Source organism: Fusibacter fontis (assembly GCF_055378735.1).
Genome location: NZ_AP042445.1, coordinates 2,962,501 through 2,976,578, shown reverse-complemented (window position 1 = coordinate 2,976,578; position 14,078 = coordinate 2,962,501). Strand labels below are relative to the sequence as shown.

Here is a 14,078-nt window from a genome sequence, read left to right as displayed (position 1 = left end):
CGAAGTGATGAGGATACGGTGTTATACGAATCCTTTTTCAATTTTCCCTTTCAAACTCTTCTTCATAGCACATTGTCCAATAACCGGTTTCATCAACTTTTGAAATTCCACGTCTCACTTCAATTGTTTCTAAATCTCTACTCATGTAATATGCTTCTATTCGATCAAATTCAAATTGATTGTCAAAATAACGATAAATCATCAGAACATTTGACTTTTGTCTTTCATTTCTTTTTTCAACTTCTTTTTGTAATTCATTTATCTTTTCATAATTCACAACATTAAGAATACCAATTACATTATCTGGAATAAAATTTTCTTCAGTAGTACAAAATAGTTTGTCGATTGTTTCAAAATCCTTACCATGAAGACTTTCTCTTTCTAAATGCAAAGCTAACTTAATAAAATGTGTTTTACTTATACGTTCATCCCATTTCCACCAGGCTAAATCCATTGGTCTTGATCTTCCATAATCTAAATTTGGTTTTGTATCTTCAATGTATGAAAAAAAGCCTAAATACTCTCCAAGTCTTAAAAAATAATCAATCTCTCTTTTTGTAAACATTGATTTATTTTGATTTTGAAAAAGGTTTAAGCTTCTGAAGTTTCTTATATAACCTTCAAGTATATTCATTAATGGTAAATCAATTCTATTATACATTTAATTTTCTCCTAATTAGGTTTCTTATAACGGCATGTTATAGTGAGCCTTAAGCATTTATTTTTTTTATTAAAGTGACTTTATTGCGTTTTTTATATCACCATAAGAATCCCAACAAATAATTTCCCCATCTCGTAATAATCCCATCTGCCACTCATCTTCGTCTCCATTTTCTTCAACTAAATATATGTCTGTGATTTTTATAATTGTTTTTGCATCAATTGGATTGTATTCCATCTGACCAGTTTGATGATTATTTTGTTCATAAAAAACTTTAACTTTATTTGGATCAACAAAACAAACTTCTTTAGAAAATGAATAGTCTCTTATCCAGTCTATTTCTATATTTTTATTTGGTTCTCCAATATAATTACGTAGTTCATTAATTGCGACAAAATCTGCACTCATGTCCCTATCCACAATGATAACTCTATCATTTTTACGGGACCAATAAGTCCCATATGAAATATTCTCATTAATGTCTAAATCCTCAAATAGTTCGTAAATTGTTATGAATGAAATATCGTCTCTCTCACATATTACATATTTATATTTTTCGCTTGGAGAAACTACTTCTCTCTCTATTTTATCTTTCATTTAAAACCTCTCAATTATTTGGTGTACATCTAAGGTTTCGTATAACGTTCCCGCGGTTACCGAAGTCAATCCTTTTGACCCTTAGGGCAAAAGTGGCACTGATCTTGCCTCGCAAGGGCTGTGACATCAGAATGATTTAGGTAACCGGCGTGTTAACTGAAGTAAAATTAATACGCACAAGCATTAATAAATTCATTGATACGCTTTTCTTCATCTTTAATCTTAAGACTTTTTACACTCAATTCTGATTCAAAATCGTCTAATGTAACTATTGGATAATTTATAAACGACTCTCTACTTATAATTTCACAAATACCATCATTAAAAATTCCTCTACGTTCTAATACAGATCTTCCTTTTTCAAGATGTAAGACTATATCTTTTCTACTTGTACTCAATTTATTATATTGACTCACTAGTTTATCATATTGATCTATTACTTCTTTTTGAATTATATTTTTGCTTGGCAAATTAGAAAATTTCAAAATATGTTCTCCAAGAAATTCATGATTCATCATATGTGATATTTCATAATTTTCTCCCATACTTTCATAAAAGTTAAAAATTAGACACATGAACAACAAACCAACATCTTTATTGCGCTTTAAGTTTTTTAATCTTCCGCCATCAATATATGATAATTGATTTGGAACTTTAAGTTGATTATAGTATTTTGCCGGTAAATTTGAACAAATTCCAGAAATTATATTCATTACAGAATATGGAGATAATATATCACCTCTGCAAATATACTTTGAAATAAAATGAACTGCGGCGGAGTATTCTAGATTCTCAGAATTATATAAATACGTTATCATTCTTGATTGGAATTGACTTAGTTCAACTAACGCAGTATCTTCTTTCTCATGCTTTAATAATTCAAAGAAAAGAAGTATCTCCGTTGCTAATGCATTACATTCCCAAATAACTTCGAGTGATAATGGAATTCTAGCAACATACTGACCGTCATATAAAAATCTTGTGAAAATAATAGGCAGATTAGGATCTGCCTTACCATTTCTATTGTACCTTAAGCCAACTGAAGAAGAAAAAGACCACTCTTTGATATTTGAATTTTGAACTTTTTTGAAAATAATTTTGTAATAATCATTATGAAATGTTTTTTTTACTGAATTACTAAAATTTACAATTTTATACATCTCACTTTCAGACATTAATTCTAGAGCGGTTAATGCTTCTTGTGAGTTTAATAATAATTCCAAACCACTCAGCGTAGATATATTATCTAAGTAATGGGTTATTTCATGATATATAGTTCTTAAGTATCTAAAATCTTCTATTGATTTTTCTCTTTTAGACAGGTAAGCTATATGCTTTTGTTCTATATTGAATAGATTTATAGTTTGACTTAAATAATCATATTCACCTTCATTACTTACGTTAGGAAAACAAAATTCCATTTGAACCTCCATAAATTTATTTCAGTTAACGTTTCTGCCGGTCCAGCCGCCTCAGTGGCTGGACCGGTGTGTTAAGCGATGTCATTTACATTTTTTATTATAGTACATATTTCATCAAAACCTTAATCAATTGGTACATAGTATTTTATAGATTTCTCTACCGTTTGTTCTTTTCTAATACTTAAAATTGCCTCATAAGATTTATTAACCACTACGCTTATGAAATTTAATACTGCCGCCATAGGATATACATCAAATTCTTCATCAATGTAATCTACCAAAAAGTCTTTTTTCACATCTTCAATCAATTTCTCAAATGCACCCAAGTCAACCTCATCAATACTCTCATCCAATTTCTTGATTCTAATTGGTTTTAAATCATAATGTTTTATCAAAATTGGATTATATTTAAACATATCTTTATAACCAAGTTGGTATAATTCAGACTTTTTTTCTAGGTTTGCTCGAATATAAACTTGTTGTATACTTTTCAGCCAAATTGCATCTGTGAGTAAATGTACAAAGTAGCCATATTTAAAATCACTCATTTTTTCTTTGCTTAAATATTTATCAATATACTTGACGTAATCAATTCCTTTCAAATTATCCTTCGTCTGTCCAAAATGCGATTTTTCATATTCTCCTTGTCCATACCAAACTAGGTCAGGTGCTAAACAACCAAGGTAAAATGACTCTTTATCTCTAAAGTTGATTTTCTCTTCTACTAACTTGGCAATACAAAGATGCATAATTCTAGAAGCCATTTTTTCCTCCAGTTGTTTTATATTGAAACTCGATTGAACGTTTAAATTTTCATCCTTATATATGTTACAAAAATTGATTTCGATTAACGTCGGGCGGCTTGCCGACGATTCTACGGTGCGCTTTAGCGCGCAAGTGGGATTGTTGGCAAGGCGTTGTTAAGTGATGTGGCGCTTCGCCACATTGCTTTACAATGCCGTAGGCGCCCGACGTTAATGTGAAATGAAGCGAAGCGGAATTTCACATTAACGTTCTTGCCATTTGAGCCGCCTTAGTGGCTCAAATGGTATGTTATACGGAGTACGCTTTATCTTTTATTTTCTTCGCAATTATTTCAATTACATTCCAATGCTTATCAATTATATCTCCGTTAGGTCTCATACTTTGTCCATCATACTCACTATTTTCTAAAAAAAGTATTTCGTAATTATCCAATAATTTAATGGCATCCTCGATTGAATGGAATGTAAATCTCTCTCTATTTATACTCCAATCATCTTTCTCACCAAAAAGTACCACAGCAATTAGTACGCCAACTTTAAGTTGAGTATCTATTGATTTCCAGTTTTTATCGAATAAAACTGTTGAACAAAATGGTAAACTGTAGTTTGCATACATAGCATTGCAATCTGGTAATGTAATATTATAGAAATCACCCTTGATTACATTTATTTTATTAGAATATGTGTCTCGTTTTTCATCCAAAGATGTTTTCAATACATTTACTTCCCTATCAATAGCAAAAACTGAATGACCATTATCCGCAAAATATTTACTATCAACTCCAGCACCCGCACCTAAATCAATAATTGTCGAATTATCACTTAAATAATTCAAGAATCTTTGCGCAAACTCATTGGGATTATTTTTCTTTGTGTTTTCTTGATATTTATTATCATGATCTGACATATATCTTTCCTTTTTTAATGGTATTTTATATTAATTTGTATAATCACTTTATTCTATTATGTTTTTAATTCTTTTCCGTATTTCGTATAACGTTCTAACCGTTTTAGCCGCCTCTGTGGCTAAAATGGTGTGTTATATGAAGGAAAATTATTTTTTCAATTTCTTTTCACATCTCTCAATACGATTATGCCAATCTCCTGCCCAATTTTCATTGAGTGCCATTTTTGAAAGCCTAATAACTTCTTCATAGTTATTTTGTTTTTCTTCAATAATGGCTAATTGTTCATACCCAATATGTCGTGGAAGTGGTGCGTTTTTATAAACCTCTAAAAATGCTCGCCTTACTTCAGGTGCAATCTTAATCTGCTCTTTACACGCTTCAATCGTTTTATCAAGGTTCTCTGGATTCTCACGTTTCATATAATTGTTTTTTATTGTCTCTTGAAAAGAATAATGTTCATCAAATAATTTCTGAAAATCATTATTAGCTATCAAATTATGTTGATTCTTTTCGCTGTTATTCTGATCTTTTTCCATGTTACTTTTATCATTCTTAAATATTTTTTTAAAAATGCTCATAGTTGATCTCCTTAGCACTTAAAATATTTCACCTAACGTCGGGCGGCTTGCCGACGATTCCACGGTGCGCTTTAGCGCGCAAGTGGGATTGTAGGCAAGGCGTTGTTAAGTGATGTGGCGCTTCGCCACATTGCTTTACAATGCCGTAGGCGCCCGACGTTAATGTGAAATGAAGCGAAGCGGAATTTCACATTAACGTTCCTCGTGTCCCCGTCGCGAAGTGATGGGGATACGGTGTTAGATGAAGTCCCAAGATATTTTATTTGTTTAACTAGTTTCTTATTACTTCAAAATTAACAATCTTTTTTCTTTTAATAAAATCATAAAATATTGTTCCAAATAATGCAAAAAAGCTAATATTAAGAATATGCGCAACCATCATTTCGATTGATATTAAGGTCTTAAGATAATGACCTATTGGAGTAATATCTCCATAGCCAATTGTGAAATAAGTAATTGAACTAAAATAAAAATAGTCTTTTTTAATAATTTCACTCATATCCTTAAATGTTACTAAATTGGAGTCAAGTTTGATTGAATCTAGTTTACTTTGATCTAAACTATAAATGAGTCCCGAGTCATTTTTTTCTATATTATAGTAAGTATTAATATTTGCATATAATCCTGAAAATGATAAAACAATTGTCAGTGTTAATAATATCGGATATACAAATGCTAAAATAACTGAAATAACATAATAAAACGAATCAAAAATAAAGGTAGTCTTAAGCAATATTTGTATAATTGGTTTATTCGAATTAGGTGGTTTAACTAAATTTGTTGAAAAAGACCTGAGTATAATGACAAAAACTTGTGATGACACTATTGCTATTGCTGCAACATAAATCACTGATAATAATATTATTTGTTCTTCTGTTCCAACTCTTTGAGTCAAACTTATTGAAATTAGTGAGTATATGAAAATTAAATTTAAAAAAATAGAAACAGCTACATGTTTTATAAAATAAAATCTGACAAGACAATAAATTATAATTATAACTGGGAAAAAAAATTGTTCTTCAAAAAAATTCAAAAATGAAAATACTATTATTACATCAATTCCATAATTGAATAATTCTTTCAAGATATCACGTATTCTCTTCATTATTTTCTCCGTTTTCTTCTTTAATTTTTTGGGGATTTCATCTAACGTTGTGAGCGCTACCAGTGTATACGTCCCGCCTTGGCGGGTTGGCGCGAGCCTTGCCACAAGTACTGCAAGGGGCGTGACAAAGTTTATATTGGTAGTGCTCTGTTAGGTGACGTTTTTAAAACAGATGTTGAATATAACTCAGAATTAAATGTCTCTTTGTCATGTCCTGTATAATAAATATCATAATTACTCTTATATTCCGTGATGAACGCCTGATGCCACTTCTCATAAAGCATTGGAAGGTCACTTTCTTTATATTTCTTGTCAAAGTTATTGTCAGAATAAACTCGTGATAACAACTCATCAACAAGTGTTTGACGAAATATCTTAATTAAATGGCTTTTATCATCTCCACCAGATTTGCTTATTTGATTCTGTAATTTAATTTCTAAATTATGTAGATTAAAGAATGGTACTGTTACTGCAATTACAGCAATATCAATAAATACTGTATCAACCAATCCAAAGCCTAATAATGTAGATATTTTAGCGTAAGCTTTCATTGCCATTGTGACACATTCGGGCGAAAAATCCCCTGGCATTTTTCTAAACCAATTTAGTACATCAATATGCTCTGAACCTATTAATTTGATTAATGATTCAGAAATCAGCATACTATCTCTTCTTTTAGAATACTCTCCACTAAAAATGCTTGTCCCAAAATCTAGTAGTTTAATGTGATCATCAGAAGTAATCATTATATTATCAAGATGTAAATCACCATGATAAATATTATTTTCATGCGCATACTGTAATCCTGAGATAATTTTCAAAGCTATGTCTAGTTTTCTTGAGCCATAGAATGATCCTGTCTTAAGGTATTCAGCAAGGGTTTGACCTTTTACAAACTCCATAATACAATACACAGTTGAATCGATAGAATTAAAATGATACATCGATATTACATTAGGATTATTCAATTTGCTCATTTTAATTATTTCTTCTGTCGACCTTGTTTTATTTGATTTGTTTTTTGAGTAATTAGGAAGCCAATATTTAATTGCTACATCGCGTAAAGTTAAATTTTCTGTTGCTTTAATTACAACAGCATTTGCACCATTCGAAATAATGTATTCAATTTTATACCCATGGGCAGTTACATCCTTTTCATTAATAAATATTCTGTCTTCTTTTATTGTAATTGTGTTCCCGTTAACAATTCGGTTAAAATAACTCTCTTCAAAAGTAAATTTCTGATTTTGATTAGAAATAGTTTCATTAGCCTTTGTTATTATTGTATTTTTTTGAGTTGAAGTTCCTTTTCTTTTTTTGCTTGAATTTCTTCCCATTATTTATTCCTCCATCAAAAATGTCACCTAACGTTCTTACAGTCCTCGCAGCCTTAGTTGCGAGGACTGTGTGTTATCTGATGCCTCATCCGAGCGTAGCGAGTTTGCTCTTAATAATCTTTTTAACTTCTTAAATTATCTTTTGATCTTGAACTTAATTATCTTTTGATTTTGAACTTTATTGTCTTATGATTTTATTTGTCTTTTCAATCTTTTCCAAATTTCGGAACAATCTACACTCATATAATCACTTTTTTAAAAACCATATTCTTCTTCCACTTAAAAAACTTCGAGGTTTCAGATAACGTTCTTACAGTCCTCGCAGCGCCAGTTGCGAGGACTGTGTGTTATATGACGGTAATTTATCTTCTTTTTTCAATTTCTTTTTTTATTTGATTGGAATATTCCTGACATTCATTCATAAGTTGATGTAGTTTATCACAATTACTCCAATGTTTATCCCACTTATCTTTGCCAACAATTTTTTCAAAATTTAATTTAGTTACTTTAGGAGATTCATTCCCCCAAATTTCATAATTTGATAATCTTTCAATTTTGTTCTCTAAATCTATTATTCCTCTTGTTTTAGGCGATAGTTCAGCAGAACTAATCATCCATTCTTTCCAATTTTTATTTCCTTTGGACTGATTGCATTTACCACATGCCGGAACTAAGTTTTTAATTTCACTTATGTAACCCGTAGGTCTTTTATCACTTACTAAAGGGCGAAGATGATCCCATTCAGTTGCATTGTCACCACAATATGCACACTTCAATGGATCTTTGTCTAAATCTAATATTTCCAGTGCTCTTTTTACTTCTTGATTTGAAGGAGTTGAACAGGGGATTATTCCGTTAATAAAAGAATTTGTAACGCTTGATGTTCTTCCTTTTATTGTCACTGTTTTAGGCATTTTAAATTCAGCTTTCATATCTTCTCCTTGTTTTTTACTGTCATATAACTATCCAATTCACGCAGTGTAGCACGAATGAATATTAATCCGGTCGATTACGGCAGTAAATATTGAGCTTGTTAACCTCTAAAATCAAACTCCACAAGCTCAATACACAACATCACAGAATGTACTTTTACCCTGCGTTGACAGTATTTCAAAGTGACAAAACTTCAATTAAAAGAAGTGTGATGATTGCACATGCTAGAGCACGTATCAAAATATATTTCTTCTTGTCAGAATCGAGATCAAAGTATTCCATGACTCTATTGCCGAATAAATAAAATAGAATCAATCCTTGAACAACCAACTTGATGACTAAACCAAATATTGTAATTCCTAGCATCTGGCTAGGTATTTCATTAAAATTAAACAATACATATCCACTCGCTACCACTAATCTCGAGATGCTAAAGGTGTAATTAAATACAATAAGAATCCAGCCCCATAGCTTTTTAGACAAAATGGCAATACTTGAAGCAAATGCAGATATCAAGATTACATTTGCAATCGCAAATAAAATTACCTGTCTAGGGTCAGAAGTAACAACCTGAAATCCTTGATTTTTATACGCTTGTACTTGTTGGTAAAATACATTTAAAGAAGACACAATGTTAAGTATAGCAATCGCCGTAAGCAATCCTGGTCTCTGAATGAATTGATTGCCTTTTTTCAAATCTTTTAATTTATTCGTCACGTCATTCAAATGATTCAGCGGCGCCCATGCCTTTACAGTTGAATCTCCATTTTTATAACCGTAAACCCATCCGTTGAGTGTTTTCTCAGCAGCGATTCGATCGCCGATGATCAAATCAAACTCCGTCGCATCATAGTCTTCTAAAATGATGCCTTCATCAAATCCCTCAGCAGCATCGATTTCAATGATATTTCTCGGCACCCAGCCTTCTTTATCATCCCCAGTGCAGTAAATCCAACCTGCCCAGTCCCCATTATCATCGGAGATTTCTCCGCATTTAACCCGTTCCCCCTTCGTAAGTTGAATCGGACATTTAGTTTCTGCTTCTCGTTCTTTCGTCACTATGTACTCTCTCATGTAATGAAAAAATCCCCTTAATATTTTTTATTTCAAATCACGATGAGATCCCGTCCATTGCAACTCCATCATTATAAATTCAATGAATCTAAAGGATTGGTTATATTCATCAGCGATTTGTTTGAAACATGAGTATAAATCTCTGTCGTTTTTGAGTTGGCATGTCCAAGCAGTTCTTGAATATAGCGTAGATCTACGCCGGACTCCAACAAATGCGTTGCAAATGAGTGCCTCAAACTATGAAATGACAACTTCTTATTAATATTCGCTTTCACACAGCCATTTTGAAATACTTGCTGAAGCGTGCGTTCTGATACGGGGCCATTTCTATCCTGATTTTCAAAGACATATTCCGCCGGATTGTAATAGGCAACATAGTGATTGAGCTGTACGCTAAGGACTGGAGACAATGGCACGATTCGGTCTTTTCGTCCCTTTCCCTGCCTTACGTAGATCACCTGTCGATCAAAATCAATGTCAATGAGTTTCAAGTGCGCGACCTCACCCACTCGCATGCCACACGAATATCCCATCATCAATTCCGTTTTATGTTTTAAATTCTTTGTCATTTGAAAGAGCGCCTGAATCTCATTTTTCCCAAGTACTTTTGGAAGTTTTCGCTCTGTTTTGGGTCTTAGAATCTGAATGATCTCATTTTCATGATACATCCCCTGTATAACCAAATGATGTTTGATGGCATTCACCGCCAAATTTACATAATTATGGCTACACGCCTTATCTTCAAGTAAATATAGAAGATACGTGTTAACCGAAGCGTCGTCCCATTTGAGCTTCATATGATATAAAAATCGTCTTAAATGCGCCGTATAACTTTCAATTGTTTTCGGACTATATCCCTTTCGAGTCAATCGTTCGGTCATCAATTGTACATGGTGCTCCACTGATTTTTCCAGTTCAGGTCGATAATACGGAATATTTTTAGGCAGTTTCTGCTTCGGCGTATACTCGAGCGCTTTCACATTTTGATAGCGAGTCGTTTCTGCCGTGTCACCATTTCCCAAAAGATTCTTTTGAACGGCGAGTAAGGCATCTAACTTATTGAGCGGAAATACCCAAACCTGGTGTTCAGGATTCCAATATCCTCCACCCACTCTCTTAAGCTCACTTACAGTCACTGCATCATACCTGAATTTAACGATTAATTGATCCTCTAAACGTGTAATTTGCATACGAACCTCCTCAAATGCTATTTGAGTCAGTATACCACAATTTCCATTATTTGGAAATTGATACAAATTTAAACTTTCACACAATTTTTATTATTCAGACACATTTATATTTTAACATATTTTAAGCATCACCATTACTATAATATTTAGAAATGATAATATTTTTTTAAATTCTGCACCCACTAATGTTTTCAAAAAAAGACACAGTAGTTTCCACTACAGTGCCTAAATCAGGATTCATTCAGATACAAGTTTGATAGAGCACATAAGAACTCGCTCTCTAACTGCAAAACTACAAATTCAAATGCACAAAACTAACCCCAGAATATCCATAGATTGGTTTTGTACCGGAGTACACGATGCCATTAGTTGTTGGTGAATACAGATCATTGATGCGATTATTGCTACCAGGATCATAGTCAAAGAGTATTTTTGAACCAGACGTTAATTTTATATCAGTATAATATAGTTCACCAGTATACGCGATATTTTGAGAAGAAAACTTACCTTTTAGCCAAATTTTATCTGCGTAATTGACTGATTTATTTAAGCTCCCTTTCACAGTGATCACATAACAATCCGATTTTTCTTGAAGGACAATAGGTGCAGTTTTACTTGAACTTAAAGTATATTTCAAACCACCGTCTTGATAAATAACAGGACGCCCATTTTCAGACTGTACAATACAATTGGCTTTGCTTTCAACCTCTTCATCATCAAACAAAACATCTAAACTCATACACAATACAGAACCCACTTTAAATGTCGCAAACATTTTTTTAGGTAAAATGGTGGTAAACTCTACACCCATAGCAGAAGGGAGGGATACTGTGTTCTTATAAGTAATTGTCAATCCAGAGTAATTTGACTGATTTGAGCTTGTCCCATCCATAACCACTTGCGTACATACAGCATTAATAGGTTGAGACAATGCCACTCCTACGCGGTTCTTATATTGCAAAAGACCATGCGAATACGGATTTCTCTCTGCGTTGTTATTGATATCGACAATTACATTCTGATTTCCTCTCAATCCATATCTGCCATCAAACGTTTGCTTAATAAGCGTTTCTCCCGTTTGCTTGTTCACGATGATATTATCTAAATAGACAGTTCCCGCATAACTCCCTTTGTAATCGATGCAAGCATTTACTCTCAAGCTATTGGCGTCACTTGACTTTCCAGTATACTCAGATGAGAAATTCAATTTAAACTGATAGTAATTCGCTTTTTCCTCCATCAGAACACTCAAACTATTTTCATCTTTCATCGTAAGTGCGCCTGAATTTTCAAGGATATACCGATTCACTTTTCCTTCCGAAAGAACCTTTTCTGAGTCAGCCGTTAACGACAAATACGCGGTATTCACCTCAAATTCGACAGTGTCATTTGACTTAAATACTTCATCTACAAATTGTTTTGGCAACAATAACTCCAATTGCCCACTTATTGACGTTTCAGTGTATTGTTTTTGAATAAAATTTAACGTGATATAATTTTTTAAACCACCACACACTTCGGCAGCTAGTGCTTGATCACTACTTTCGACATCAGGTAGCACATGATTGTCAGTGAAATTAACAGTTCCATAGAGTAAAGGCGTTGCATCTTTGAGCACACTCTTATTTTCAACCAATTGATCCACTAAGCGCTTTGATTGACCTTTAAGATTGGCTTTCAACGCACTAAATGACAAATGAACCATATCATCCCTTAGAAACGTACGTTTCTTCAAACCCTGTGCATATTCATTTGAAACGATGTTGTATTTTACTAGACTTTCCAATGCACTTGCATAGGTAAAATCACCTTCTTGCTCGCTGTAGTCGAGTGCTTTTAATAAAAGTACTGAAAATGCTTTTGCATCTATTTTACTTTTCGAGCCAAACTTTTGGTTGCCGATACCATTAGTCATTTCCATATGATACATATATCCGACATATGGCGAAGCCCATGTAGAGACATCCGTAAATGGGTGCGTGTTATTCTCTACTATCGCTACATTGCCTTTTCCAATCAATTTTACAAACATCGCAGCAGCTTCTTCTCGACTAGGTTGACTTTCCAAATCGAAATAGCTCCCGTTTCCTGAAAGTAATCCTAGTTTATTCAATGCTTTTGCCTCTTCTAAATAGTGTACTGTTCCTGCAAAAGACTGTAACGACACAGCTATTATGAGTACAACAAAAGCAGTTGTTAATAAAAGACGAATACATCGTTTTTTCAATATTCTACTCCGTTTGCTCATTTTCTCCCTCCATTCTTCAGCGCTTTAAGATTCCAATTTTTATGTATGCTATTTGGTCGGTTAATCACCTAAATTATTTTACGTCTTTACTCACTATACCGCTATCCTTTGCTACATTATAACAAATTAATAGTGCACCTTCGCATTATCAATGTCAATATTATTTTGTCATTGTATTGTATCAGCATATGTTTATTCGTATATTATTTACAACTATTTCAAATTCAACTTGCACATCTTTGAATATGATGTTACATTAAAAAAGCTGTGCGTTAAGAAAACGTAACAAATTATATTGATGGAGGAATTTATGTTAGCAGTTTTATTACTTATTGTACCTGTTGCAGTTGTATCCGCTCTAATTTTATTAATCTACGCGTCAACAGGCATTGATGTTTTATCGTTTAGCTTTTTTATCGTTATTCCCGTTGGATCGTTACTGGCAACACATTTTATGTTTAAACCATTTGGTAAACACCTTGAAAAAGTTCAATTTCACGCTAAAAAACTGAAGCACGTGACATTCATTTTAGCTCTTTTGATCTTTGTTGGCATTCAGTTTGCACAATATAAAATTACATATATTGATAATGGCGATATGAATTATCAAATGCGCGGAGAGCACATTAGTCATTATGCCAATCCAGATACTGGAGAAGCTTTTACTTTTGTTAGTTTTTTTAAATATCAAACCAATCACGCCAGCATTTCATTTTCAAGAAAACTCAGAACTATTTTTCATTTAGACGGATGGAAATTCTTAAACTGGATCAAAGTGGCTATTTCATTTTTAGGATTCGTTTTAGGTGCTGTGGTAACTTCTTATGGAAGTAGCGTAAACAAACAATACTGCAATCATTGCAAACGCTACATGGATTCTGCGGTTCTCTCAGTAACAGACGATTTTAATAGCGAAAAAATGTATGAGCTTAAAAAAGAAATTGAGGCTTCAAACAGCATAATCGATCATATTAAAGCACATCCAGTGTCGACTGATCCGATTTCTATGGGGTATCATAAACTGATTTTGCACTACTGTAACAACTGTAAAGATGGTTTAGTCGAAATTGAGGAATATAAGCGAAGAGACCTTGATAAATTTTCAAAATATGGCGTTTCTACATTTGTAAAAGTGGATAAAGGTTTCGTAAATGATCATCTATTTTTTCTTCTAAATGAAACAAATGCATAATTCACCAAAAACAAATGTGCTTGTCTTAATGAATTTACGCTTTCATTTAAGGCAGCACATTTTTTTATTG

13 protein-coding genes are annotated in these 14,078 nt (G+C 32.8%); 1 reads left to right on the top strand and 12 read right to left on the bottom strand.

Annotated elements, in window-relative coordinates; translation table 11 throughout:
- Positions 1-37: 37 nt before the first annotated feature.
- From ACZ41W_RS13370 to ACZ41W_RS13315, 12 genes are all read right to left on the bottom strand, one after another.
- On the bottom strand, positions 38-661 hold the full coding sequence (locus ACZ41W_RS13370) for a hypothetical protein (protein ID WP_464312484.1): 624 nt from the start codon (positions 659-661) through the stop codon (positions 38-40).
- Between the two features lie 69 nt (positions 662-730).
- Complete coding sequence (locus ACZ41W_RS13365; protein ID WP_464312483.1) at positions 731-1,258, bottom strand: hypothetical protein; 528 nt, start codon at positions 1,256-1,258, stop codon at positions 731-733.
- Positions 1,259-1,425: 167 nt separating this feature from the next.
- The gene (locus tag ACZ41W_RS13360) at positions 1,426-2,679 is read right to left on the bottom strand and encodes a hypothetical protein (RefSeq protein WP_464312482.1); all 1,254 of its coding nucleotides are present in this window, start codon (positions 2,677-2,679) and stop codon (positions 1,426-1,428) included.
- 122 nt (positions 2,680-2,801) lie between these two features.
- Positions 2,802-3,443 carry a zinc dependent phospholipase C family protein gene (locus ACZ41W_RS13355; RefSeq protein ID WP_464312481.1) on the bottom strand — a complete coding sequence of 214 codons (642 nt, stop codon included), beginning with the start codon at positions 3,441-3,443 and terminating at the stop codon, positions 2,802-2,804.
- 289 nt (positions 3,444-3,732) lie between these two features.
- The gene (locus tag ACZ41W_RS13350) at positions 3,733-4,350 is read right to left on the bottom strand and encodes a methyltransferase domain-containing protein (protein ID WP_464312480.1); all 618 of its coding nucleotides are present in this window, start codon (positions 4,348-4,350) and stop codon (positions 3,733-3,735) included.
- Between the two features lie 147 nt (positions 4,351-4,497).
- The gene (locus tag ACZ41W_RS13345; RefSeq protein WP_464312479.1) at positions 4,498-4,929 is read right to left on the bottom strand and encodes a hypothetical protein; all 432 of its coding nucleotides are present in this window, start codon (positions 4,927-4,929) and stop codon (positions 4,498-4,500) included.
- Between the two features lie 271 nt (positions 4,930-5,200).
- Positions 5,201-6,034: an ion channel gene (locus ACZ41W_RS13340; protein ID WP_464312478.1), complete on the bottom strand. Its 834-nt coding sequence runs from the start codon at positions 6,032-6,034 to the stop codon at positions 5,201-5,203.
- Between the two features lie 131 nt (positions 6,035-6,165).
- The gene (locus ACZ41W_RS13335; RefSeq protein WP_464312477.1) at positions 6,166-7,371 is read right to left on the bottom strand and encodes a protein kinase domain-containing protein; all 1,206 of its coding nucleotides are present in this window, start codon (positions 7,369-7,371) and stop codon (positions 6,166-6,168) included.
- A gap of 362 nt (positions 7,372-7,733) precedes the next feature.
- Positions 7,734-8,303 (bottom strand): HNH endonuclease, encoded by a 570-nt coding sequence (locus ACZ41W_RS13330; RefSeq protein ID WP_464312476.1) that lies wholly within the window; start codon positions 8,301-8,303, stop codon positions 7,734-7,736.
- 178 nt (positions 8,304-8,481) lie between these two features.
- Positions 8,482-9,378 (bottom strand): SH3 domain-containing protein, encoded by an 897-nt coding sequence (locus tag ACZ41W_RS13325; RefSeq protein ID WP_464312475.1) that lies wholly within the window; start codon positions 9,376-9,378, stop codon positions 8,482-8,484.
- A gap of 71 nt (positions 9,379-9,449) precedes the next feature.
- A complete protein-coding gene (locus ACZ41W_RS13320) occupies positions 9,450-10,568 on the bottom strand; it encodes a tyrosine-type recombinase/integrase (protein ID WP_464312474.1) in 1,119 nt (372 codons plus the stop codon).
- 292 nt (positions 10,569-10,860) lie between these two features.
- Positions 10,861-12,816 (bottom strand): hypothetical protein, encoded by a 1,956-nt coding sequence (locus ACZ41W_RS13315; RefSeq protein WP_464312473.1) that lies wholly within the window; start codon positions 12,814-12,816, stop codon positions 10,861-10,863.
- 310 nt (positions 12,817-13,126) lie between these two features.
- Between ACZ41W_RS13315 and ACZ41W_RS13310 the strand changes: the two genes are divergently transcribed.
- Positions 13,127-14,008: a hypothetical protein gene (locus ACZ41W_RS13310; protein WP_464312472.1), complete on the top strand. Its 882-nt coding sequence runs from the start codon at positions 13,127-13,129 to the stop codon at positions 14,006-14,008.
- Positions 14,009-14,078 lie beyond the last annotated feature (70 nt).